Origin of the sequence: Paenibacillus sp. FSL R5-0744 (assembly GCF_037972555.1) — a bacterium.
Lineage (GTDB): Bacteria > Bacillota > Bacilli > Paenibacillales > Paenibacillaceae > Paenibacillus_AQ.
The window spans coordinates 6,246,832-6,272,403 of sequence record NZ_CP150228.1 but is presented as its reverse complement, the minus strand read 5'-3'; the positions used below and the strand labels follow the sequence as shown (position 1 = coordinate 6,272,403).

General features: G+C 43.6%; 15 protein-coding genes and 1 riboswitch. Of the genes, 11 read left to right on the top strand and 4 right to left on the bottom strand.

The features are described from left to right. Positions 1–40 precede the first annotated feature (40 nt). Entirely contained in the window at positions 41–1,153 is a 1,113-nt protein-coding gene (gcvT, locus tag MKY19_RS27875; RefSeq protein WP_339798997.1) for a glycine cleavage system aminomethyltransferase GcvT, read from the bottom strand. Between the two features lie 185 nt (positions 1,154–1,338). After that, positions 1,339–1,437, bottom strand: a riboswitch (glycine riboswitch). A 179-nt stretch (positions 1,438–1,616) separates the two neighbouring features. On the opposite strand from gcvT, the gene gcvH reads away from it, so the two are divergent. Further along, positions 1,617–2,009 (top strand): glycine cleavage system protein GcvH, encoded by a 393-nt coding sequence (gcvH, locus tag MKY19_RS27870; RefSeq protein ID WP_042131286.1) that lies wholly within the window; start codon positions 1,617–1,619, stop codon positions 2,007–2,009. 456 nt (positions 2,010–2,465) lie between these two features. On the opposite strand, the gene MKY19_RS27865 is transcribed toward gcvH, so the two are convergent. Together MKY19_RS27865 and MKY19_RS27860 are read right to left on the bottom strand one after the other, a co-directional pair. Beyond that, positions 2,466–3,302 carry a flagellar motor protein MotB gene (locus MKY19_RS27865; RefSeq protein ID WP_042192284.1) on the bottom strand — a complete coding sequence of 279 codons (837 nt, stop codon included), beginning with the start codon at positions 3,300–3,302 and terminating at the stop codon, positions 2,466–2,468. Next, positions 3,299–4,081 carry a flagellar motor protein gene (locus MKY19_RS27860; RefSeq protein ID WP_076286986.1) on the bottom strand — a complete coding sequence of 261 codons (783 nt, stop codon included), beginning with the start codon at positions 4,079–4,081 and terminating at the stop codon, positions 3,299–3,301. The genes MKY19_RS27865 and MKY19_RS27860 overlap by 4 nt, the downstream gene beginning before the upstream one ends. Before the next feature lie 280 nt (positions 4,082–4,361). Between MKY19_RS27860 and uvrB the strand changes: the two genes are divergently transcribed. From uvrB to galU, 8 genes are all read left to right on the top strand, one after another. Continuing rightward, on the top strand, positions 4,362–6,353 hold the full coding sequence (gene uvrB / locus MKY19_RS27855) for an excinuclease ABC subunit UvrB (RefSeq protein WP_339798994.1): 1,992 nt from the start codon (positions 4,362–4,364) through the stop codon (positions 6,351–6,353). A 474-nt stretch (positions 6,354–6,827) separates the two neighbouring features. Further along, a complete protein-coding gene (gene uvrA / locus MKY19_RS27850; protein ID WP_339798991.1) occupies positions 6,828–9,701 on the top strand; it encodes an excinuclease ABC subunit UvrA in 2,874 nt (957 codons plus the stop codon). Between the two features lie 1,646 nt (positions 9,702–11,347). Then, positions 11,348–12,481, top strand: a complete 1,134-nt coding sequence (locus tag MKY19_RS27845) for an acyltransferase (RefSeq protein WP_339798987.1) — start codon at positions 11,348–11,350, stop codon at positions 12,479–12,481. Between the two features lie 731 nt (positions 12,482–13,212). Continuing rightward, positions 13,213–13,422, top strand: a complete 210-nt coding sequence (locus MKY19_RS27840; protein ID WP_042192275.1) for a hypothetical protein — start codon at positions 13,213–13,215, stop codon at positions 13,420–13,422. A 153-nt stretch (positions 13,423–13,575) separates the two neighbouring features. Further along, the gene (locus MKY19_RS27835; protein WP_339798983.1) at positions 13,576–14,685 is read left to right on the top strand and encodes a trypsin-like peptidase domain-containing protein; all 1,110 of its coding nucleotides are present in this window, start codon (positions 13,576–13,578) and stop codon (positions 14,683–14,685) included. Between the two features lie 27 nt (positions 14,686–14,712). Continuing rightward, positions 14,713–16,626, top strand: a complete 1,914-nt coding sequence (locus tag MKY19_RS27830; RefSeq protein WP_339798980.1) for a stalk domain-containing protein — start codon at positions 14,713–14,715, stop codon at positions 16,624–16,626. Positions 16,627–16,832: 206 nt separating this feature from the next. Continuing rightward, entirely contained in the window at positions 16,833–19,355 is a 2,523-nt protein-coding gene (locus MKY19_RS27825) for a U32 family peptidase (RefSeq protein ID WP_339798977.1), read from the top strand. Positions 19,356–19,649: 294 nt separating this feature from the next. Continuing rightward, positions 19,650–20,537: a UTP--glucose-1-phosphate uridylyltransferase GalU gene (gene galU, locus MKY19_RS27820; RefSeq protein ID WP_339798974.1), complete on the top strand. Its 888-nt coding sequence runs from the start codon at positions 19,650–19,652 to the stop codon at positions 20,535–20,537. Positions 20,538–20,608: 71 nt separating this feature from the next. Here the strand turns inward: galU and MKY19_RS27815 are convergent, their stop codons facing one another. Next, a complete protein-coding gene (locus MKY19_RS27815; protein WP_339798971.1) occupies positions 20,609–23,386 on the bottom strand; it encodes an O-antigen ligase family protein in 2,778 nt (925 codons plus the stop codon). A gap of 112 nt (positions 23,387–23,498) precedes the next feature. Here MKY19_RS27815 and MKY19_RS27810 point away from each other — a divergent pair, with 112 nt between their 5' ends. Beyond that, complete coding sequence (locus MKY19_RS27810) at positions 23,499–24,260, top strand: ABC transporter permease (RefSeq protein ID WP_339798968.1); 762 nt, start codon at positions 23,499–23,501, stop codon at positions 24,258–24,260. 12 nt (positions 24,261–24,272) lie between these two features. Further along, positions 24,273–25,559 (top strand): ABC transporter ATP-binding protein, encoded by a 1,287-nt coding sequence (locus MKY19_RS27805; protein WP_339798965.1) that lies wholly within the window; start codon positions 24,273–24,275, stop codon positions 25,557–25,559. The last annotated feature ends 13 nt before the right edge of the window (positions 25,560–25,572 follow it).

Below are 25,572 nucleotides of genomic sequence, written 5' to 3'. Positions count from 1 at the left end.
TCTATTTCTCGCTTAAAAGTTCACCGTCCTAATATGGACGCTAAAGGCGTTTATACTTGTAAAAAGGGGCCTTAATCACGACAGCTTTAAGCTGCTTGCCACGTATCTCTACGAAAACCTCTGTGCCTATTTCACTGTAAGCTGTATCAAGTAAAGCTAATCCCAGGTTTCGTTTCAGCGTTGGAGATTGGGTTCCGGTTGTGACCTCTCCGATTTTGATGCTGTCCGCATAGACTGGGTAATGGGAGCGTGGAATGCCTCGATCAATCATTTCTAGACCGACAAGACGGCGGGGAAGACCGGCTTCTTTTTGCTGTATCAACGCATCTCGTCCGATGAAGTCCGCTTTGTCCAGCTTCACGAAGAACTGTACTCCAGCTTCAAGAGGCGTGATGTCAGCCGACAGCTCCTGACCGTACAATGGCAATTTTGCCTCGAAACGAAGCGTATCCCGTGCGCCCAGTCCAGCAGGTGTTAATCCGTGAGGAGAGCCAGCTGCGAGAAGGCCGTTCCATAACGTTGCTGCCCCATCCAGCGGAGCGTAAATTTCGAAGCCATCTTCACCGGTATAACCCGTACGGGAGATCAGTACTTCTACACCGCAGACGGTTGCGCGTTCGATGAAGTGGAAAGGCTTGAGCGTTGAGATCGGTGCATCAGTAACTTCTGCGAGTATGGTCTCTGCCAGCGGACCTTGCAAGGCGAGCAAAAGCGTCTCGTCAGAGACATTAGTGAGTGTGACTTCACCGAATTCAGAGGTCAGATGTTCTTGCAGCCACTGGAAGTCCTTATCGATGTTGGAGGCATTTACGACAAGCATATAACGGCCTTCACTTAGTCGATACACGAGTAAATCGTCGACCACCCCGCCGTTTGGATAACAGAGCAGCGTATATTGTGCCGCACCATCGGTAAGGCGGCTGACATCGTTGGTCGTCATTTTTTGTAAGAAGGCTTCAGCGCCGCTTCCGATCACCATAAATTCACCCATATGCGATACATCGAACAGTCCAGCCTGCTGGCGAACAGCCTCATGCTCCTTCACGATACCTGTAAACTGTACTGGCAGCTCCCAGCCGCCAAAATCAATGCACCTGGACTCCGCATATGCGGAATAGAGATCATAAAAAGGCGTTCTTTTTAAAGCATCCATGTCGTCACTCCCCTAGTCTGATTACATACGAAAAAAAGGACAGGCAGAAGCAATCATGCATAAATGCACTAATCGCTTTCTGCTCTGTCCTTTGTACCTGAGAGTTACCCTGCGTAACTAACATGCAAGTTTCCCCGTTGGTGACCTGACGCACTCAGCCTCGCGTCTGATGCTCTCCAGAGGTACGTCCGACAAAGGTCCTTTTGCCTGAGAGATTCACCCCTGTTAGGGCTTACTCCTTCGGCGCCGTCTTCAAGTGAGACAGTCTCTCCCTATGCCATCATCCGCAACTGTATTTGTTTCTTATGTCTCCATTAAACGGGTATAGGAGGGCGCTGTCAACAAGAAAAAGTCAAAAAAACGACAAATTTATTTTACTTTTAGTAATATTGACATTATGCTCCGCGATCACTTAGGCTATAACTAAATTTAGAATTCCAATTTGGAAATGAGGCGGCTTGAAATGAGTGAAGTTTTAGATAACCTTCTTTACAGCGAAGAGCATGAGTGGGCACAGCAAGTGGAAGGACGCGTAGTACGTGTTGGGATTACGGATCATGCTCAGCATTTGTTAGGCGATATCGTATTTGTGGAATTTCCAGAAGTGGGTTCGGCCATTTCGGCTGGCGACAGCGTAGGCAGTATCGAATCCGTTAAGACCGTATCGGAACTGTATTCACCCGTCTCAGGGACGGTTACCAAGATTAATGACGGTTTAGAAGCTAGTCCAGAACTGATCAACGATAAGCCTTATGGCGAGGGTTGGATTTTTGAAATTGAAGTGGACGGAGAGTACGCTGATGCTGTAAAAGGTCTGCTAGATGCAGCTGGATATCGTGCATTGGTAGGGGAGTAATTCTAATATTTTTCTGAATATTAATTTCACCGAATGTAATATTTATAGCAGCAAGTTTCCGTTTTTGGGGACTTGCTGTTTGGTGTTTTTATATAAATAGCGGTCGGGATCTTTGAGTTAAATCCTGGGACTGTTTGGAATTATGGGATTTTATTTAAAAGCCAATCTACTGATTGTGGAATTAGGGAAAACCTCCCTTATTTTAGACGAATATAGCGTGACACTAAGGGGTTTAGGGAATTCCTCCCTAAAGTTTCAGTGAAAAGCGCTATTTCTGACTAAATAGGGTATTAATCAGGGAGGAATTCCCTAATTCTGCGCCTGGACAAGGGAATAGGCAGATAATCAGGGAGTATTTCCGTAATAAATAGTGGCGAGCCCATTTTGGTATGTTGATAAGCAGATTCGCTCCCGCACAGGCCTAGCTACTGTAACTAGCTCTGAGTAAAACATTTTTTAGGCACCCTCTTGAAGCTGCCGCAGCACAATGATCTCTACACGGCGGTTCTTTTGCTTACCTGCAGCTGATGTGTTCTCCGCGGTGGGCTGGGTATCAGCATACCCTGCATATTGAAAATTGTCGGGGTTCAACCCTTCATGATCTAAGAAAAAGCGAAGCACTGACAGCGCACGAGCACCAGATAGCTCCCAGTTGTCGTTATAGTGAGAAGCCGAAGATACTGGCGTATTATCGGTATGTCCTTCAATGCTGATCTTTGCGCCGATATCGCTGAATAAGCCAGATAACTGCTGAAGAGCAGGCAGGGCTGGAGACTTCAGGTCTGCCTTACCTATATCGAAGAGAAAACGGTCACTGAGTGTGATTTCTATCCCCTGCGGTTTGTCGGCAACAAAAATTTGTTCTCCGAGATTATTTTCCTCTACATAGTTCGTAATCACACCCATTAATTCAGCAAGTTTAGCCTCTTGTTCTCGAAAAGCAAGTTCACGTGCCGAAGGTGTTTCGTTCTCCGTTTGTTCAGCAGATCCATCATTCGGTCTCGCAGTTGCAGCTGCATTCCCATTCCCGTCTGTACTTTCCGGTTTGTTCTCAGTTGATTTCCCAGCATCTAAAATGCCGTTCCCACCCTCAAGGACAGTGCTGCCAGATTTGAAGGTCTCGGATAACGAGCCTGTCACGATGTTATATTTGTCAGTATCCAGGCTGCTCATCGCATACAATATAACGAAAAAAATAAGTAAAAGTGTAATTAGATCAGCATAAGTAATCATCCAACGGTCGCGGCTTTCCCGAGTCTCTACACGCCGCTTGCGCCGGTCTCTTTGTCTCATAGAAGACCTCTAGTTTCCGCACGGTCATTCGTGTCCGTGTCTGAGATGAATGAGTTCAGTTTTTTACGCACCAGCAAGGGGTGATCCCCGTTCTGCAAAGAAAGAATGCCGACGAGCAGCATTTCCATACTATGTAGCTGGCTTTGACTGCGGGATTTGATTTTGGAAGCGATGGGTAAAAATATTAAATTAGCGATGGCAACACCGTACAGTGTTGCGGTAAATGCAACTGCGATAGATGTGCCCAGATTTGATGGATCTGTAAGGTTGCCAAGTACACGGATGAGCCCCATCACCGTCCCGATAATTCCCATCGTTGGTGCATATCCACCTGCAGCTTCAAAAATCTTAGCATAGTTCTCATGCTTCAATTCTTTAGCATCCATTTCTAATTCAAGGATCTGTCTTACCTGCTCAGGATCAGTGCCGTCGACAATAAGAAGTAGACCTTCACGTGTAAAAGGGTCCGGATGTTCTTCAGCTTGTTTTTCTAACATTAGAACGCCGCCGCGACGGGCCACGGTTGCCATTGCAATAAGTTCTTCTGCTTTTTCTACATCACGATCAGGGTTGCTACCGAAAGCCATGCGTAATGCTGTTGGAATGGAGCGCAGCTTAGATGCCGGGAAACTGATCATAACGGCGGCAAACGTACCCCCGAACACAATCAAAGCTGCATTAAGCTGCAGCAGTCCTGAGAGGCTTCCGCCTTCCCAGAGATAGCCGCCGATTAACGCAGCCAGTCCAGCCAATAGGCCGATTATTGAGGTAATATCCATGCTTCAAGCTCCTAACATTTCTATGTATTATGGTTTGCAACGATCTAGTCAACACTGTATAATGAACGGGAACACATATTCTTATCTTCCATATTTTTTAATTATAAGAAAGTATAAGTTTCACGTTATACTTTAATCCTTATAATTCTCGCACAAACGCTTAACGTCGTCTTTTAGAGACGCCAAAGGCGTTTTAGCTTGCCATCGTATGGAGAGAGAACATTCAGACAACAATTATAATATATTAATCTAGTTTAGACGATAGAGGGGAGACGGGCAAATGAGTGATATTGTCGTCAGTACAAAGACTTTTGAATTGGAGTCCGAGTATACACCCCAGGGCGATCAGCCTCATGCCATAGAGGAATTACTACAAGGCATCCGGCAGGGCAAGAAGCACCAGACGCTGCTGGGCGCGACGGGTACGGGTAAGACGTTTACCGTTGCACAAGTTATTTCCAAATTAAACCGCCCGACGTTAGTTATTGCGCATAATAAGACTTTGGCTGCCCAACTGGCGAGTGAGTTTAAGGAGTTTTTTCCGCATAATTCGGTAGACTATTTCGTCAGCTACTACGACTATTACCAACCAGAGGCGTATATTCCCTCCTCCGATACTTATATCGAGAAAGACTCCAGCATTAATGAAGAGATTGATAAATTGCGCCACTCCGCAACGAGCTCCTTGTTCGAACGGCGTGACGTTATTATTGTGGCGAGTGTGTCTTGTATTTACGGCCTCGGTTCGCCGATGGAATACGGAAGCTTGCTTTTGTCATTGCGGGTAGGGATGGAGAAGCCTCGAAATGAGATTTTGAGCAGGCTAGTGGATATCCAGTACCAGCGTAATGATATCAATTTTGTACGCGGAACCTTCCGTGTACGTGGTGATGTGGTTGAGATTTTCCCGGCATCTCAGGGTGAGCATGCCATTCGGGTCGAATTGTTCGGTGACGAAATTGAGCGAATCACTGAGATTGATGTACTGACGGGTGAACTGATCGGGGAGCGCGATCATGTCGCTATTTTTCCGGCGTCTCACTTTGTTACCAAGGAAGAAACGATGCGAGTGGCACTGGTCAACATTGAAAAAGAGCTGGAAGACCGCTTAACGGTTCTTCGTGACGCAGGTAAGCTTCTTGAAGCTCAGCGTCTGGAACAGCGGACACGTTATGATATTGAGATGATGAAAGAAGTGGGCTTCTGTTCTGGGATTGAGAACTATTCCGGACCGCTCACCTTCCGTGAACCAGGGGCAACTCCGTATACATTAATGGATTATTTTCCGGATGATATGCTGATCATTATTGATGAGTCCCATGTAACACTTCCGCAGATTCGGGCGATGTATAATGGTGACCGGGCGCGTAAGACGGTACTGGTAGAGCATGGTTTCCGTTTGCCGTCTGCGCTGGATAACCGTCCACTCCAGTTCGAGGAATTCGAAGAAAAAGTGAAGCAGATCGTATATGTTTCAGCGACACCAGGACCCTATGAAATGGAGCACTGCGACACCATGGTGCAGCAGATTATCCGGCCTACAGGTCTTTTGGATCCGATCATTGAGGTTCGTCCTACAGAGGGACAAATCGATGACTTGATTAGTGAAATTCGTAATCGGGTGGAACGAGACGAACGCGTACTCGTCACAACGTTGACGAAGAAGATGTCAGAGGATCTGACGGATTACTTTAAGGAAATTGGGATTAAGGTTCGTTATATGCACTCTGATATCAAAACACTGGAGCGGATGGCGATCTTACGTGATCTTCGACTTGGTACATTCCATGTTTTGGTAGGGATTAACCTGCTAAGAGAAGGTCTCGACCTCCCGGAAGTATCGCTGGTCGCTATTCTCGATGCGGATAAAGAGGGCTTCCTTCGTTCCGAACGCTCCCTAATTCAGACGATTGGTCGTGCGGCCCGTAACTCCGAGGGTCGTGTAATCATGTACGGTGATCGAATCACTGATTCGATGGAGAAGGCGATGAGCGAAACGTCGCGTCGTCGCGCCATCCAGATCGCTCATAATGAGAAACACGGCATTACCCCAACCACCATTAATAAAAAGGTGCGTGACATCATTGAGGCAACGAAGGTTGCCGAGTCCAAAGCGGATTACCTCACGGGTGTTGGTGGCAAGATGAATAAGAAAGAGAAACAAAGCCTGATCCAGCGTCTGGAAGCCGAGATGAAGGACGCTGCGAAGAACCTGCAATTCGAACGCGCGGCAGAGCTGCGTGACGCATTGTTGGAGCTCCGGGCCGAGTAATAAACCTTAAATGCATCACCGATATTTAAAATAAGGAATTGAACGGTGCTGTCCTGGCCGTTCTTTTTGAATAAATAGATGGACGCGCATCCCATAGGGACAGCGCTCCACAACGCTTTTGGCACTTACGCGCATCCCGTAGGGACAGCGTTCTGTAACGCTTTTGGCACTTGCGCGCATCCCATAGGGACAGCGCCCCGCAACGCTATAGCAGTTGCGGTAATCTCGCACTTCCCGCTCTTACCTAGTATGCGCCTAACGTCCAAGCGGTCCCGTAGGGATAAGCGATCCGAACGCCGTCGTCACTAAGTCCGGTCCCCCAGCCTCCTTCGCCAAAAAAATGCAGGTGTCCAGAGGGTGCAACCCTTGGGGCCCTCCCTTGGAAGGGAGGGTTTGGGAGGGATCGGAAACGCTTTTAATAAAGCTCTGAAATCGTTAAAGTTTTGATATTTGATTCATTAAGGAGAGGTTCCGTTGGCGAACGATAATATTGTAATTAAAGGCGCGAGGGCGCACAATCTCAAAAACATCGATGTGACGATTCCACGTGACCGTTTCGTCGTGCTGACGGGGCTGAGCGGCTCGGGTAAGTCTTCGCTTGCATTTGATACGATTTATGCTGAAGGACAGCGGCGTTATGTTGAATCTTTGTCAGCTTATGCTCGTCAGTTCTTGGGGCAAATGGAGAAGCCGGATGTGGATTCGATAGACGGATTATCCCCGGCAATCTCTATTGATCAGAAGACAACAAGTCGCAACCCGCGCTCCACAGTTGGTACGGTTACTGAGATCTATGACTATCTCCGGTTGCTTTTTGCTCGGATCGGTCACCCTCATTGTCCAGAGCATGGAATTGAGATTACTTCCCAGACCGTTGAACAAATGGTAGACCGGATTATGCAGTATCCTGAGAAGACTCGTTTGCAAATCCTAGCGCCTATTATTTCAGGACGTAAAGGTGAACACAAAGGACTCTTCACAGATATTTCTAAGCAAGGGTTCGTACGTGTGCGTGTGGACGGTGAGCTAAGAGATCTGTCTGAGGATATTGAACTTGAGAAGAATAAAAAACACACCATAGAAGTTGTTGTAGACCGGATCGTCGTTAAAGACGATGTGGAGACCCGGCTGACGGATTCACTGGAGACAGCACTTAAACTTTCGGGCGGTAAAATCCTTGTGGATATCATCGGTCAGGAAGAGCTGCTGTTCAGTTCTAATTTTGCTTGTCCGATTTGTGGTTTCAGTATTGAAGAACTGGCACCACGTATGTTCTCCTTCAACAGTCCGTTTGGAGCCTGCACAGAGTGCGATGGACTTGGAATGAAGATGGTGGTCGATCCAGATCTGCTTATTCCTGATGCTGAGAAATCCATTGAAGAAGGTGCTTTTTTAGCTTGGACCGGAAGTACTTCTAATTACTATCCGCAATTTCTGAAGTCCGTGTGTGAGCATTTTAATATTCCACAGAACATTCCAGTGAGCAGTTTAACACCTGATCATATGAATAAATTACTGCATGGTACAGGTAGTGAGAAGGTTCGCTTCAAATATGAGAATGATTTTGGACAAAAGAAAGATGCGATGGTTGCTTTTGAAGGGATTATTCCGAATCTGGAGCGTCGTTACCGGGAGACCGCATCTGACGGTATTCGTGAATTTATCGAAGGATTTATGAGTGCTAAGCCTTGTCATGTATGTAAAGGCAAACGTCTGAAAAAAGAAATTTTGGCGGTTACGATCAACGAGCAAAATATTTCGGATATTACCGATCTCTCGATTGGTGACTGTCAGCATTGGTTTGAAGAAATAAAGTTAAGTGAGAAAGAGACAGCTATCGCCAATCTCATTCTTAAGGAAATCTGCAATCGTCTGGGATTCCTGGTGAATGTCGGACTGGACTATTTGACACTTAGCCGCGCAGCAGGCTCGCTATCTGGTGGTGAAGCACAGCGTATCCGGTTGGCCACTCAGATCGGTTCCAGTTTGATGGGTGTACTGTACATTCTGGATGAGCCAAGTATTGGTCTGCATCAACGGGATAATGATCGCCTGATCTCTACGCTTGCTCATATGCGTGACCTAGGCAATACGTTGATTGTTGTAGAGCATGACGAAGATACGATGATGGCAGCGGACTATATTATTGATATCGGACCGGGTGCGGGTATTCATGGTGGACAAGTTATGGCGCAAGGAACACCGGAAGAGATTATGAAAGATCCGAATTCCTTAACCGGTGAATATTTAAGCGGTCGTAAGTTTATTCCAGTTACCGCTAAGCGTCGTGCTACCGATGATCGTTGGATAGAAATTCGTGGCGCTAAAGAGAATAACCTGAAAAATGTGAATGTGAAGATTCCATTGGGTGTATTTACGGCGGTGACTGGTGTGTCGGGCTCCGGTAAATCTTCACTTATTAACGAAATTCTGTACAAGAGCTTGGCACGGCAGCTGAATAAGGCTGTGAAGGTGCGTCCGGGTCAGCACAAAGAAATTCGTGGCTTGGAAAATCTCGATAAGGTTATTGAAATCGACCAATCGCCAATTGGGCGTACACCACGCTCTAACCCAGCAACCTATACTGGCGTATTTGACGACATTCGTGATCTGTTCTCGAAGACGAATGAGGCAAAGGTACGGGGGTTCCAAAAGGGACGCTTTAGCTTTAACGTAAAAGGCGGACGCTGTGAAGCTTGCCGTGGGGACGGAATTATCAAGATTGAGATGCACTTCTTGCCTGACGTATACGTTCCTTGCGAGGTATGTAAAGGTAAACGTTATAACCGGGAAACACTAGAAGTGAAATATAAAGGGAAAAACATTTCCGACGTGCTGGAGATGACTGTAGAGGATGCTACAGAGTTCTTCGTGAATATCCCTCGTATTCACCGTAAAATGCAAACGCTGATGGATGTGGGTCTTGGCTACATTAAGATTGGTCAGCCAGGTACAACATTATCCGGTGGTGAAGCGCAGCGTGTGAAGTTGGCTTCTGAGCTATACCGTCGTAGTACAGGCAAGACACTCTATATTTTGGATGAGCCTACAACAGGTCTGCATGTGGACGACATTGGTCGTTTACTAGAAGTATTGCACCGCTTGGTGGATTCCGGAGAATCGGTTCTTGTCATTGAGCATAATCTGGACGTTATTAAGACTGCTGATTATATCATCGATATGGGACCAGAAGGCGGCAGTGGCGGCGGAACCGTACTGGCAACAGGAACACCAGAGAAGATCATTACTGTTACGGAGTCTTACACAGGTAAGTATCTGAAGCCAGTTCTGATTCGTGATACGGAGCGTACTGAAGCGCTTATGCTTGAGACGGCGGAAACGACGTGAGATAAGTTACGAGATAGTTTAAATGAAAAAAAAGTCAGGTAGATTCAAGAAGATGATCTCTGTATTGAACAGGGGGTCATCTTTTTTTGATCTCTCGTTTCAACTCGTCCAAAGTCAAACGAGGTTTGATTGAAAGTAAGTTGTTCCCGGAAGCAAAGAGGTCAACATTGGCTTCTGAGCTATAAATTGTTGTCCAGGGAAGCTCTACAAGCGAGCTTGAAGGGACAAGTGCCCTATGGAACAGTCCGCCTATTTGTAGACCAACTGCAAGGAGTGAATTGTATTATAATCAGAGGATCCTGAATTAATTGCAAGGTCTAATTTAATTTTCATTTTCTACTGAAATATGCTATGGAGGCTTGTGTTATGGATGACTTAATTGATTTACGGAGACGCAGACTGCTCGAAGTCTAGCTGAAACTAGAACATAATGAGTAAGAGATTAATAGAGGTTATCAAAGAGGTATCTAGATCTACCATACCGACGAAAGCATATTTCAATGTGGATGAATTGTGGGTGTGATAAATATAGAGTAAGCTGTAAATTCATTGATGCAATCGAAGCGGCTCATGTAGCGAAATGTATTAGATATAATGTCACCATGCTCGGTGTAACGAAAATCCAACAGGTGCCGGATGACCTGGAAACAGTGATGGATAACATGGCGGTGTCCGAGTGAAAGCAAGCAAGTGACGAACGAGGCAAAGGCTGATACGTTTAGGGGAGACTAACCTACTCTTAAGGATTGACTTACTTTGTATTCTGGATTAGTACGTAGTTGATGGATACTGGTGTGTCAACACTTGGTGATATGCACATTATATATAACATTATCACAGGTTGTGGAGCTGATGGAATCTCTATCACTAACTGTTCCTATATAACTGTAAAAAATAATGTTACTTCTAACTGTAATTAAAAAGGGTTTTCTGTTGGTGGCGGTTAGGCCTAGCCTATAAGGGTGTTATTCTACCTAAACAAGGTAAGGGTATTAGTATAAATAATAACATTTGCTACGATGAACAAGAAGTTAAGACACGGAAATACGGAATCTATGTAGCGAATTACGGAGGAAGCGGAGTATTTGCTGAAACATACATCGTTGACAATGTTATATTTGATAACGGTAAATCCAATTTATTCATTAGTGGAAACGTGTTTGCTAACAATTCAAATATCTTTGATGATTATTGGCATATTTCTTCACTTTTAAATAGTTGGGTTGAATTTGGCGGTGAATAATAGTGTAGGGTAATATAAAGATCAAACTGGAATATTAAAAGTGGAGTCTCAATTGCAGGAACAATATTATTCAACTTGCCTGTCGATTATCGACCAAAAGCAAGATTTAGCATTGTTACGTTAAATATGCAGGTAACGCATCTGCTTGTGTTGTAGACATTTTAACTAATGGCAATGTCCAGATCAGAGCCTTTGTAACAGGGAATGATTGGTTGGATTTGGATTCAATATCGTTCAGCACAATTTAGGGAAATATTACTTATAGAGTGAAGCAATGATACTTTTACGCAACAAAATGGATATTAACGAACGTACTTAACCTATGTGGATTATTAATAGTATGCTAATATATAACAGTTAATAACTCATAGGGGGAATTGATTTGTGGGGCTCCACTAAGACATTGGGAGAATTATATAGAAGGGATAGAAACTCGTTTGATATACTGAGGTTGATATTCGCTATTATGGTAATTTACTCTCATTCATTTGCACTAACAGGTAATCCTACTGGTGCAACCGAAATAGTAATAAAACTAACAAAAGCGATCGACGCAGGGAGTTTGGCTGTGTTTGGTTTTTTTATCTTAAGCGGGTTTTTAACAACACAAAGTATTGAAAATAGCCGAAACTATTTGGATTTCCTGCTAAAAAGGTTAATCCGTATTGTTCCAGCATTCTTTGTTTGTCTTGTGCTAATTTCATTTGTCGTTGGACCATTGTTTACAAATTTGAGTATGGGAGACTATTTTTCATCAGACAGTACGTGGAAATTCGTCTTGTATAACATCACTTTCAATATTGGTGAGAAATTCTTGAACGCTCCCGTAGATTTATTTACGAATGCCCCATTTCCTGGTAATGGGGGGGCGTTAGCTAATGGGTCAATGTGGACGCTCCAACTTGAACTAGGTTGCTATATCCTACTGATTGTGCTTTCATTCTTTCTAATGCTTAGACACCGATTTCTAATGGTTATATTCACGATCATTCTTGGTGTGTTGTATTTTATGAATGTCAAATATTCATATGTTCCTTTTTCAGTATCAGTTAAACATTTTTGGGTACTTGGATCATTCGAATTACCAAACTTTATAAAGTTCGCCTATTACTACTGCATGGGGTCATTGATGTATTTATATAGGGATAAAATACTATATAGTCATCGATTTCTGGTGCTTGCACTTTTATTGCTGTGGTTATCAACTCAATTATCACAATTCAATAACTGGAATATGATACTTTTTCCTTACCTTGTTATATGTGTAGGCATTAACTTTAGTAACAAACATTTTCACAAAATAGGTGATCCGTCTTATGGGTTGTACATTTTTGCTTGGCCTATTCAGCAAATGATCATTATCATGACCGGCAATAAAATAGGTGCGTATGGTTTGTTTGTAAGTGCCACAATAGCGACATTTATTGTATCAACGTTATCTTGGAAATACATCGAAAAACCTTGTTTAAAATTAAAGAAATTACTTCCTAATATTAGCGTCAGAATGGATGTCAAAAAGGAAGAAACTAATGTGTAGCAGGATGATATTGTGCACTAGTGGACAACTGAAAATGAGCATTAAAAAAGAGCTGCCGGATCACTCCAACGGCTCTTTTTCATTGCTATAAAAAAGAATAATAATATACAAGATAGGCATATGTAGGGCATGTCCCTCGTAAGATTCAATGAGGGGTATTTTGAAGCTGTAGGTATGCTTTATGGGGAATGGAATAAAAGTAGGCTCAAAGGTTCCTTGAAAAACAAATAATTGATCTTACATGTAACTCTATTAAACGTTTGGATATGGATATTAGATCTTTCGGAATTTATATGGGAAAATTACCTATAACTTCCGTTTTAAAATTCAATCGTCTAATATAGGGAGGAATTCCTATATTAGATCTCACGCGATACGCTAGGTCTTGCTTAATGTATCAGTTTGTCCGCTCGTAATGTCAACTTCTGATTTTTAGATAGAGCCATATATTTCAATTCTTTTTTTTCAAGACACAAAATAACTTCCGTAATCACCTTCACGAAGATCGACCATTACTCGTCAGGCTCGCATCAAATTCACTGTAAAATACCAAACGTCAATGAACAAAATCATTAATTTATCCGATTTTGCAGTAATGAAATATTTTTTTTGCGACAAATACATAATTTTTCTACAAAACCTATTGCATCGCCCAAATGGTAGCGATAACATAGAAGAGGATATGGGGAATACTGGATCTTGCTTGACAACATTTTTGAGGAGGTAAGGTAATGCTACTTGCAGAAGTTGCCGCGCAAGGACCGTCTAAATTTCATACCTTTGATGTTTTTATGATTTTATTCACTATCCTAATTTTGGTTGGAGTCGTTCGGTTACTGAGAGCTCCCCAAAAGAACAAGTTCGCCATTGCTTTCGGAGCGGTTAGTTTGTTGGTTTTTATAATCTCTGACTATGCCATGGTGATGCATTGGTTAAGTTAACGGAAGAATTAAATTGAACAGCTTTGCACCAAAAGACTCCTTTAACGCCGTGGGCGCATTGAAGGTGTCTTTTTTTCAAATTATATAATGTAAAATTAATCCATTCGCAGAGAGAGGGTCTGGTGAAGGTTGATGAGGATTGGGGAGAAACTGGTGAAGAAAGGAATGGGCTTGCTGCTGTGCGGTGTGTTACTGTCAGGAGTATGGAGTGAGTCGGTTTATGCGTTGGGTGATACGACTAAGACGGTTAGCGCGGCGACCACAACCCAGAGAGACAAAATCAAAAATTCAACAGCAGCGGAAGACCCCGTACCAGGGATTATTAAAAGTATCACCCCCTCCGTAGTGGGCATTATCGGCAAAGACGATAGTGGAGGCAATAGCGGACCGGATGATCGATACAATCTGACGCATGGTTCTGGGATTATTGTGAAATCGAATGGATGGATTGTAACCAATGCACATGTCATCAAGGATCTGCAGAATGCTTTGGTAGTGACGTCGGACTCCAAAACCTACAGCATTAAAGAAACATATCTAGATGAAGTTAGTGATCTGGCCCTGATCAAAATCAATGCCACCTCCCTTAAACCTGCAAAGTTTATTCCATCGACCGGCAAAACCGTTGTTGGTGAGAAGGTAGTGGCCGTCGGAACACCGATTAGCTTTTCTCTAAGGAATTCAGCGACCGTAGGGGTTATAAGTGGCCTTAACCGCGAAGTAGCTGCGGCTTATCGTCTGATCCAAAGTGACACAGCGATTAATCCCGGGAATAGCGGGGGCCCTCTTGTGAATATGAAGGGCGAAGTGCTGGGAATAAACAGCCTGAAATACTCAGCGGTGGGCGTGGAGAATATGGGTTTCTCTATACCGTCGGATACCGTGCAGTATATTATGAACCAGCTTTTTAAGTATGGTGAAGTAAAACACCCGAGTCTTGGATTGGAGTTGGAGCCGAGTTGGTCCTCGATTGTGGGCTTGCCAACGCTTGATCCCCTGACTGTAACCAAAGTGATTTCTGCTGAAGCACGCAAGGCGGGTGTTGCCGAAGATGACGTCTTGTACAGCATTGACGGCCACCGTGTGGTCTCACTAGTTGATATTAATGAATTGTTTAAAAGCTATTCTCCGGGTACAACGGTACGACTGGTTATGCAAAGTGATGGGGATATCGTCATCCGTAAGCTGGTGCTCACTCAGGGTGATCCCCTATTAAGTGAAGAGGGTTCAGGAACAGATGGGGACGAGCATACGGAAGAGTGATCAGGAAACTAGAGAGGAGGACGGTAAATGGGCTTTAAAGTTTTAAAACAAGGATTGTGTGCGATACTGGCCTTATTATTGCTATTTTCTATATTACCGATACCAACCGCACGGGCGGCAGAAACAGACAAGCTACAGTTGAGTCTTAAAGTGGGCAGTACTTCTGCTACGGTGAATGGCAAGAAGGTGACTATTGAGCGGCCTTATATGGAGAACGGAACGGTTATGGTACCGCTCGGGGTTTTTAAAAAGACATTTGGCAGCACGGTTTCCTTAGAAGGAAATGATGTAGTGAAAGTAACGTACGGCTCTCATACAGGGTTAATGACGATTGGTAGTATTAGTGCCTGGAAGGATGAGACTAAAGTTAAACTAACCTCCGCACCTCGGATGGTTTCAGGTGTGTTGATGGTGCCGCTGCGTTTTGTGGCGAGTGTACTGGGTGCAACCCTCTCCCAGGGTAACGGTGGTGAGCTGATCATTACCTTAGTTCCTGCAGATAATGAAGGCGATGTGCCAGTGGATACTGGTATTGATAGCGATGTGGGGAAGACGCAAATTGGGAACAGTTATTTTCAATGGACACTAAATTATCCGTCTGGACTGATTGCTGGAAATAGCGGTGGTGATGAGAGTGTGGCTACCTTCTCCAGTGCGGACAATCTTTATTATTTGGAGATTCATGCAAGTGATCAGGCAGTTGCTGTTGATGCAGATGGGCTATTAGAACAACTAGTCCGGGAAGTCGAGTTAGGCAGTGAACTGATATTAGACCGGGAGTCGTTCCCGAAAGCCTCTGTACCCTATGCACGTTTGGTCAGTAAAGATTCCAGCGGAGCACTCTGGGAAAACAGGCTGATCTATGCTGAAGGTAGACTTTACGAGATTTATTTGACGGATGAGAAAGCCACTAATTATAAGGATTTAGCCAAATATGCGGGGTTACTGAGCTCTTTTCGGCCCTCTTTTGACACTAAGGATAACAAAATCCGTGATCTCTCTACCGTAAAGAATGGCTTAAGTGAAGCCTATAATGAGGACTATGGTATCGCACTACAGGTTCCTGCCGCTTGGACTAAGGATGACCAGCATTTTTATTATGAAAGCAAACAAGGAAGTCATTTGAGTGTGGCGATTACATCGGCACCTGCTGGTTCTACACTAGAGAGCTGGGCTGAAGAGCTGAAGACAAAAACGCAGGAGAACTTTGTATCGGACGCTTATGTTGTTAAAGGTAGCATGAAGTCTGAAATCTCCGGCGTACCTGCGCAAATAAGTGAGACACAGCTGAATTTCGGCAACGGTTGGACGACAGAATATCAGGCACTCGTACTCAAGAATGGGTACCGTTACTATTTTGAATATGTGACACCTCCTGGACAAGAAGACGATAAGGCCAAATTCAAAGCTATTATATCCTCCATTGATATTGATTTTGATCTGTTGAAGGAGAACTTCGGGCGACTCGCTAGCGATGACTATAAGACAATCAAGAATAAAACGATAACCAAAGTATCTAAAAGATACGGCTATGCCATCGACATTCCACGTTTATGGACACCCGATCAAGATGTATTCGAGACACAGTTGGTAGAGTATCGGTTCATCGGAGGACGTTTCCAGATTAACTCGAAACCTGAAAGCTCAGTCGATTATGCGGTGAATATGCTCAAAGATTCTTATCAGAATAAAAATAATGATCCTAAAGGTCCTCGCATTGAAAGTATAGTGGAGTCTACCTTTGCTGGTGTTCCTGCTACGATCCTTACTGTGCATCAAATCAAGAATGGTGTTCCTCTCCGCAGTAAGCACGTTGTTTTTGGTAAAAATGAGGTGGTCTATACGATTACTGTTACGCTGAATGATGCCAATGCTACTGCAGAACAGCAAGCTTTGTTGGATAAAACGCTGCAGTCGTTTCGGTTTACAGGGAATGAGTAGTTTAGAGGTGTTTGGAGTTCATGACTAACTTATAGTAGAGTGTAATTCAATTAGATGAGAACGTCCTTGTAGCCAAAATGGCGTGGGGCGTTCTTTTCTTTATATAAATGTTGGTAAACACATGGCGCTGAGATGTGATATTTGATACAATTATCAAGTTAATCAACTAGAAATGACCCGCCACATGGCGGTTTGGGAGGATATAAATGAAAGAGCAACAAATACGCAGAGAAGACGTGGAGCTATTGGCACCTGCAGGTGACTGGGACTGCATGCGTGCGGCGGTAGCGAACGGAGCGGATGCTATCTTTTTTGGCGTAGAGAAGTTTAATGCACGGGCGAGAGCGAATAACTTTCGCATGGACGAGCTGACGGAAATTATGGCGTTTTTGCATAGCTATGGTGTGAAGGGTTTCCTGACCTTTAATATACTGGTTTTTGAAAATGAATTGTCTGATGCGAAAGAACTGATTGACGCTTGTGTAGATGCTGGCGTGGACGCAGTGATTGTACAGGATTTAGGGTTGGTCAAAATGATTCGTGAAATCTCACCAGACTTCCCGATTCATGGATCGACTCAGATGACGATTACTTCCCCGGAGGCGGTTGAGTTCACTAAGCCTTTCAGTTTGGAACGTGTGGTACTCGGTCGTGAGAACAATCTGAAGCAAATTAAGACGATAGGGGAACAAGCCCGTCTGCCGATGGAAGTATTCGTGCACGGAGCCTTATGTGTCTCTTATTCGGGTCAATGTCTAACTTCGGAAATGTGGGGTGGACGCTCCGCCAACCGCGGAGAATGTGCTCAAGCTTGCCGTCTGCCTTATGATCTGATGGTGGATGGAGAAGTTAAACCGATGGGTGATGTAACTTATTTGCTCTCCCCTAAGGATTTGGCAGCTATTGATCTTATGCCTGAGCTGATCGAGGCGGGTGTAACTTCTTTCAAAATCGAAGGGCGCCTCAAGAGCCCGGAATACGTTGCGAATGTAGTTAGTAAGTACCGTAAGGCAATTGATCGGTATTTTGATGGCGATCTATCCAAACCATCGAAGGAAGAAGTTCGTGAACTGCAACAAAGCTTCTCCCGCGGTTTCACGCATGGTTTCCTAGATGGAACGAATAATAAAAAGCTCGTAGACGGCACTTTCCCGAAAAGCCGTGGTGTATATCTCGGAACAGTTGAACAAATTCTTCGCGATGGTGTAGTCTGCCGCATTCACGCACCGCTTAAGCGGGGAGACGGAATCGTGTTTGATGCAGGGGATCCGACGAAAAAAGAAGAAGGTGGACGCGTATACGACCTTCGTCGTAAAGGTGTGAAGCTCGAAGGTGAAGCCGGAGAAGGCTGGATCATCGACATCGTAGCCGGTCGTAATGATGTGGATCTGCGTCGTCTAAATGTCGGTGACCGCATTTGGAAGACAAATGACCCTGCGTTAGACAAGGCGCTGCGCCAGACTTATGAGACAGAGAAGCCGTACCGGGTATTCCCGGTACATGTGCGAGTGCAGGGCTGCGTCGGCGAGAAGCTGACCACCTGGTGGACGGACGTTCAGAAGAACGTTACCGTCCGTGTGGACTCGGAGCTCGCGCTGGAAACAGCGCAAAAGCGTCCGATGGATGCCGCGCTGCTGGAAGAACAATTCGGCCGCCTGGGCGGAACCGTGTTCCAGCTTGACGCGCTAGAGTCGCATCTGCAAGGCGACGTCATCGTCCCTATGCGCGAGCTGAACAGCAGCCGCCGCCAAGCGGTGGAGCTGCTTGCGGGCGAGCGCCCGAAACCGCCCGTGTACGTGAAACGGGCGATCGAGGTCTACGGCGACGCTACCCGCAGGGGCGTCGCATCGCAGCGCGCTGGTGAAGCGGAGCTCACCGCGCTGTGCCGCAGCCTGCCGCAGGTGCAGGCTGCGCTCGAGGCCGGCGTGAGAAACATCTACGCCGACTTCGAGTTTATCAAGCAGTTCCCGGCAGCGGTAGATGCGGTACGGGCTGCAGGGGCCAGCATCGCGCTGGCCACACCGCGCATTCATATGCCGGGCGAGAACGGCTACCACGCCAATATTCTGCGCCTGCAGCCTGATGCCGTGTTAGTACGCAATACCGGCGCGCTGTATTATTATCTGCGCCGCCGCCAAGAGCAGCCTGATGCCGTGCATCCACGCCTGATCGGCGATTTCTCACTGAATATTGCCAATCATAAGGCGGTGGATTTGTTCCTTGAGGCAGGCTGTGACATGGTAACACCATCCTATGACTTGAACATTCAACAGATGGTTGACCTGCTTGAACACAGCGATACTTCTCGTATGGAGATCGTAATCCATCAGCATTTGCCAATGTTCCACACAGAGCACTGTGTATACTGTACCTTCATGAGTGAAGGCACAGACTTTACGAACTGTGGCCGTCCATGTGAAGAGCACCGCGCATCCCTGCAAGACCGTATTGGAATGTCACATCCGGTTCGTGTGGATGAAGGCTGCCGTAATACTGTTTATAACGCAGTTGAGCAGTCAGGTGCGGAATATTTGAACAATTTCCGTGATCTAGGCGTATCCTCGTACCGCGTGGAGTTCCTGGAAGAGACACCAGAGCAAGTGGCTGAGGTAATTAGCCTATACAGCCGTGCACTGCGTGGTGAGATCTCTGGTACGCAGGTATGGAAGAGCTTGAAGGCTACCAACCAGTTGGGGGTTACACGGGGACAATTGGTTAACGCGAAATAATAAGGGTTAAAGGAATAGGGCTAGGTGACTACCAGAGTAATGCTGGGGTTGCTTGGCCCTTTTTTATAGATATCATCTCGTCCTTCTCATAATCTGCATATACTAGATAGTGTATAGGTGAAAGTTAGTAAAGGGTTTCCCTCCCTCCCTCTCTGGTTTGATTGGAATTGATATACAAATATAACAAACTCTCTGACATTAGTCCGCTATAACTGCTATAATTGAAGGAAATATGCCATTTTACTACACAGAGTATTTTAGATGGAAGAGTAACCGACAGAAGGAGTTAATGTGATGAAGATCCGTAAAGCCATTATCCCCGCTGCAGGTCTTGGTACCCGTTTTTTGCCTGCAACCAAAGCAATGCCTAAAGAAATGTTACCGATTGTAGATAAACCGACGATCCAATATATTGTCGAAGAAGCCGTTGCTTCCGGAATCGAGGATATAATTATCGTGACGGGGAAAGGGAAACGTGCGATTGAAGACCATTTTGATAATTCTTTTGAATTGGAATTTAACTTAGCTGAAAAGCAGAAGTGGGAACTTCTTGAGTCCGTTCGCAAATCCTCCGAAATGGCTGATATCCATTACATTCGCCAAAAAGAACCAAGAGGTCTCGGACATGCGATTTGGTGTGCCCGTAAATTCATTGGTAATGAGCCGTTTGCTGTTCTGCTAGGTGATGATATTGTTGAAGCGAATAAACCATGTCTTAAACAAATGATGGAAGTATACGAGCAGTACAAATCCTCCATCGTAGGCGTCCAACCTGTACCTTGGGAAGAGGTTTCCCGTTATGGATTGGTAGATGGAACTGAATTGGCTGAGCGGGTCTATAAGGCCAACCGCCTTGTAGAGAAGCCGAAGAGAGAAGATGCCCCTTCCAACCTGGCTATCCTGGGACGGTATATCCTGACTCCGCGTATCTTTGATATGCTTGGCGAACAGCAGGTGGGTGTAGGTGGAGAAATTCAGCTGACGGATGCCATCTCTCGCTTGAGTGAAGTGGAGCGGATCATTGCTTATGACTTTGAAGGAAAACGTCATGACGTTGGTGAGAAGATGGGTTTCATTCAGACGACTATACATTATGCTCTTCAACATGAGGAGCTTAAGGATGATTTACTTCGTTATATGAAAGAGCTTATAGATAGTGAAGTTGCTAAGGCTGGGTTATAAGTAGGACTCATATCAATAAAAAAAGGTGCACCACTGTAATTACAGTGGTGCACCTTTTTGATTTATTTTTTTTAAAACTGTGAATTTGCGATTGTCTCGATCTGTGCTGCTTCCGCAGGATCTGCTGCGATCAGCTTATCATAAATCGCTTGATCTTCATTGTTTGATTTTTTCAATGCAGCAAGGTACCAACGGGCAATTTCACGATTCGTTGCATTCGTATAATCGTCGCTCAGACCAAGTTTCAAAGTTCCGATAGCATTTTGTAACTGCCCAGACATCAACTGAATTCTGCCCGCATTCAGAGCGATACTTGGTGTGATAGTTAGCGATTGTCCCTTTTGTTCTTCTGCTGGAAGAGTCTTCAGATAATTAAGGTCGCCAACCACTTGGTTATAAGCTTGAAGCCCAATCTTGAGATTAAGTAGTTTACTAGCATCGTCTTGCCCTGCACGAGCTTGTTCTGTCAGCTCGTAAGCACGGCTGATGAGCGCATCATACCAGTTCATATCCCAGAGTGTTCCGCTGTTGACGATATCTGAGTAACTTTCATTAAAACCAAGATTCAAAGTTGCAGCAGCGTCTTCAGCCTGTCCAGAGATTTGCTGCATTTTGGCGACGTTTAGTGCAATCGTTGGTGTAACCGAGAACGAACGTCCTTGCATTTGTTCAGATGGAAGAGTCTTCAAGTGCTCTATGCCAGCAATGACATGTCCATAAGCTTCAAGTTCGGTTTTGAAATATTCCTGTTTCTTAGCCTCATCCTTTTGTACAAAAGCTTGTTGCCCTAGCAAGAAAGAACGGCTAATGAGCGTGTCGTACCATTCAATATCCCAGTTGAACTTATCAGCATTGTCACGGTAAACGCCGTAAGCAAGATCACTTTGGCCCTTTAAGTCATAATAGCTTACTAATTGAGTTAGAATATTTTTATTGTATGGTTCATCTTTTAGTGCGCGAGTCAGTACACTATAAGCCTCATTTAGAAATTGCTCATCTTGATTCTGACTAAAAACCTGTTGATCCAAAGAGGATAGGTACAAGACTGATTCTGGATGACCCGGGCGAGCTTTTAAAGCCTCGATTAATGGTTTCTTAATTTCTTCGTAAGAAGTACTAACCCCAATTAAATTTTTACCTTTTAGGGCAGCATTACTAGAGCCGATATAGCTAATCGAGAGGAATAACAAGAATACAGTGCCTATCGTGAGTACAGCGGAATATCCAAGCCGCAAACCGGGTTTATTCCAACTTTTCCGTAGCTGTTTGCTGTCCATGACAACTGCCATGCCCGCCAGTCCAAGGAAGACGAGTATTCCCATAAAGGCATAACTCATATTGAAATCAAGTAGGCTGTGCACAAGAATGGATAGTGCAATGATTAGATAAAAGAAACCATTCTCAAAATCATTTTTATCCCGTTTCACATACCCACGAATGTATTTATAGAAAATATACAAAATGAATCCCATAAATACGATGAATCCAAATATACCAACCTCAATTAAGTATTGTAAAAAGAAATTATGCACTTGGCGGCTAATGTAAGGATTGTTCTGATATTGTTCATATAGTGAGGACCATCCACCTCCACCGGTACCGATAATTGGATAATCCTTAACTACCTTCATGGCATCTTTATAAAAGGTAATCCGCTCGAGTACGCTATGTTGCTGGAAATTGATGTTCTCGAGACGAGTTACCATATTGCTAGGTAAGATGTTTTTTGCACTTGTACCTATCAGCAGGAAAGCTATAATACCGACGAGAGCGACAGAACCAAGTGGAATCCATAAACCTGTCAGTTTACGCGAAGACCAATTACTCAGCTTCTCTTCCAGCCAAGGCGCGACAAAACGTTGAATGACCCAAGATACCACAGTTACAGCTAGTGAAGCTCCGAGCATGTATCCCCAGCCCTTCAAGGCGCCAGAAGAAGTGAAATTCGCATTTAACTCTAGTCCTAGGTTAGTCACTGGAGTCGTAATGAGCAACGAAGCAATACCAGCGACGCCAAGATGCAGAATCCAGAGGATTTGCTGTGCTGGGTTCAAGAACAACAGAAGTAATATAAATACGACAGGTAGCAATACTAGACCACCACGGGATAGTGTTAGTAAGATTGATACAATGATGGGAACTAACATAAAGCTATGTGTCAATGTTCCATACCATTTCTTAGAGCGAATAAGAGCAAATATGGCTACAAAAAGAAAGGCCATCAAGAATGCGGCGTAGGTATTTGCATACTGAAAGATCGAAGTCAGGCGAAGTCCGTTAGAGTCCGTCATAACTGCATCTAAATAAATACCATTTCGAACTGTGTTCGAAAACCAACCTACTAGCATTCCCGCTAATTTGCTGCTACCTAGCCAATTTAAGAGTCCAAAACCAATGATGAAATAAGCAATTGCTAGTATGGCATTTTGAATGACAACATTTACTTGCTTTTGCTTCATGAGATAAAAGGCTATAATGAAGACTGCAACATACATGCTCTGAATAAACAGCATATTCATAGCCATATAATGCGAAACTGCGACAAACAATGATAGAGCATAAGTCAGAGGCAGTAATATTGAAGCTGAAGCTACTAAGTCTCTCTGTTCATCTAGTTTGAATTTTTTGTAGTATAAGCCAAGGCAGACTAGCAGCAAAAGTCCACTTACCAGTGCTGACACATATATAGGCTTCTCGAAGTCTAATTGCTGTCCGTTAAATAATCCCACTTGAAATGGGGCCCAACATAAAAATAAAATAAAAGCAACAACCAATGCCCAGATCGGACTTGCTGTCTTTTCAACATTTCTCGACTGAGCGGCGTTTTTACCGTATACTGGTTTCGACACGTTATAATCTCCTTTTCCTGTAGGTACGACAATATTTTAGCATAATCATAACTTCTATTACTACTAATACGAAATGAATAAGAGGGACAGTATGATATTAAAATTGAAAACAATGCATAAGTTGATCATTGAGTTGTCTAAGAGTGATTTTAAAAAAAGATATTTTGGTTCATATTTAGGAATCATCTGGGCATTCATACAACCATTAATTTCATTGTTATTATTTTGGTTTGTTTTTCAAGTGGGATTTCGAAGTACTCCTATAGATGACGCTCCATTTATTTTGTGGTTAGCCTGTGCTATTATACCCTGGAATTTTTTCGCCGATGCGGTACAAACATCTACTAACTCAGTCATAGAGAACAGTTTTCTAGTTAAAAAAGTTGTATTTAAATTAGAAATTCTACCCGTAATAAAAATATATTCTGCGTTATTTGTGCATTTGTTTTTTATTTTATTTCTTCTTGTTATGTTTTTTTTATACGGGTATAGCTTTTCTTTGTACTATCTGCAAATTTTCTATTATTTATTTGCTAGTATACTTTTAGTTTTGGGAATATCCTGGATTACAAGCTCGGTAGTTCTCTTTTTCAAAGATACCGCTCAAATAGTAATTATGTTTGTTCAATTTGGTTTTTGGCTCACCCCTATATTTTATTCAATAAACACTATTCCTGAGCGATATCAATTCTTATTGAAATTGAATCCGATGTACTATATAACCGATGGCTATCGAAGAATATTTATTTATAAACAATGGTTCTGGCAAGACATGAAGCTAACGATATATTTTTGGATAGTCACAATCATTCTGCTATTTACTGGTTATTTTCTTTATCGTAAGTTAAAGCCACATTTCGCAGATGTACTTTAAGGGAGTAAACCTATGAATAATAATAATATTATTGAGGCTAAGAGTCTCACAAAAATATACAAATTATATGACAAACAAGTGGATAGACTAAAAGAGACCCTTAGCTTTACCAAGAAAAAATATCATAAAGAATTTAAGGCTTTAAATGAAGTTTCGTTTCAAGTGAAAAATGGAGAATGTCTGGGCATTATAGGTAAGAATGGCTCCGGGAAATCAACTCTGCTAAAGATGCTAACGGGTGTTCTCACCCCTACGTCCGGTTCTATGAAGGTGACGGGGAAAATTTCCGCTTTATTAGAGCTTGGGGCAGGGTTTAATCCTGATTTTACAGGTATAGAAAACATCTATTTGAATGGAACAATTATGGGATACTCTAAGGAAGAAATGGATAGGAAATTAAGTGATATTCTAGAGTTTGCAGATATTGGCGAATTTATACATCAACCAGTTAAGTCATATTCAAGTGGCATGTTTGTTCGACTAGCATTTGCAGTGGCAATAAATGTTGAGCCAGATATTTTAATTATTGATGAGGCTTTAAGTGTAGGGGACTTGAGATTTCAACAAAAATGTTACCGTAAAATAGATGAGTTGAAACAAACGAAAACCGTTTTATTTGTTACTCATGATTTGGCAGCCATCAATAAATATTGCGACAGAGTGCTATGGATTAATGAAGGGGTCTTACTAGAAGACGGAGATCCTAAAATGATATCGAAAAAATACCAGGCTTTCATGATTGGTGCGGGATTTAAAAAAGTCAACTTTAATGATCAGGTTGATGAGACTACCGATGGCAGTATTCCTTCTATAGGAGATGAAATTGATCCTTTGGCTGAGGAACTGGATGTTATGGGAGATGACAGTGCGCTGATTACTGGGGCCTCATTGTTTGATACAATGACCAATGAGAAAATTAGCGTAGTAGAAGGTAATCAAGAACTGAAATTATTAATTAAGATCGATGTAAGAAAGGAAATAAAGGATCCTATAGTTGGATTCACAATAAAAGATCGACTGGGAAATATTATTGGTCAGACTAATAGCTTTGTATTAGGAAGCGAAATGGCAACAATTCACCCTAATAGGAATTATGTATTTGGGTTTGATTTTCGTTTCCCTAATCTAAATCAAGGTCAATATACGATCTCTCCAGCGATCGCTTCAGGTACTCAAGAGGATCACTGCCAACATAGTTGGGTACATGACGCATTGGTGTTACAGGTTCTTCCTATCGGTTATGAAGAGCTTAGTGGGGTAGTTCATTTAAGTGATGTAGTATTTTCATCTTTTAATTAGAAAGCGGGGATAA

Coding starts and splice junctions, on each gene's coding strand:
- gcvT (WP_339798997.1), bottom strand. CDS start 1,153: ATGGATGCTTTAAAAAGAACGCCTTTTTATGATCTCTATTCCGCATAT.
- gcvH (WP_042131286.1), top strand. CDS start 1,617: ATGAGTGAAGTTTTAGATAACCTTCTTTACAGCGAAGAGCATGAGTGG.
- MKY19_RS27865 (WP_042192284.1), bottom strand. CDS start 3,302: ATGAGACAAAGAGACCGGCGCAAGCGGCGTGTAGAGACTCGGGAAAGC.
- MKY19_RS27860 (WP_076286986.1), bottom strand. CDS start 4,081: ATGGATATTACCTCAATAATCGGCCTATTGGCTGGACTGGCTGCGTTA.
- uvrB (WP_339798994.1), top strand. CDS start 4,362: ATGAGTGATATTGTCGTCAGTACAAAGACTTTTGAATTGGAGTCCGAG.
- MKY19_RS27840 (WP_042192275.1), top strand. CDS start 13,213: ATGCTACTTGCAGAAGTTGCCGCGCAAGGACCGTCTAAATTTCATACC.
- MKY19_RS27830 (WP_339798980.1), top strand. CDS start 14,713: ATGGGCTTTAAAGTTTTAAAACAAGGATTGTGTGCGATACTGGCCTTA.
- MKY19_RS27825 (WP_339798977.1), top strand. CDS start 16,833: ATGAAAGAGCAACAAATACGCAGAGAAGACGTGGAGCTATTGGCACCT.
- galU (WP_339798974.1), top strand. CDS start 19,650: ATGAAGATCCGTAAAGCCATTATCCCCGCTGCAGGTCTTGGTACCCGT.
- MKY19_RS27810 (WP_339798968.1), top strand. CDS start 23,499: ATGCATAAGTTGATCATTGAGTTGTCTAAGAGTGATTTTAAAAAAAGA.
- MKY19_RS27805 (WP_339798965.1), top strand. CDS start 24,273: ATGAATAATAATAATATTATTGAGGCTAAGAGTCTCACAAAAATATAC.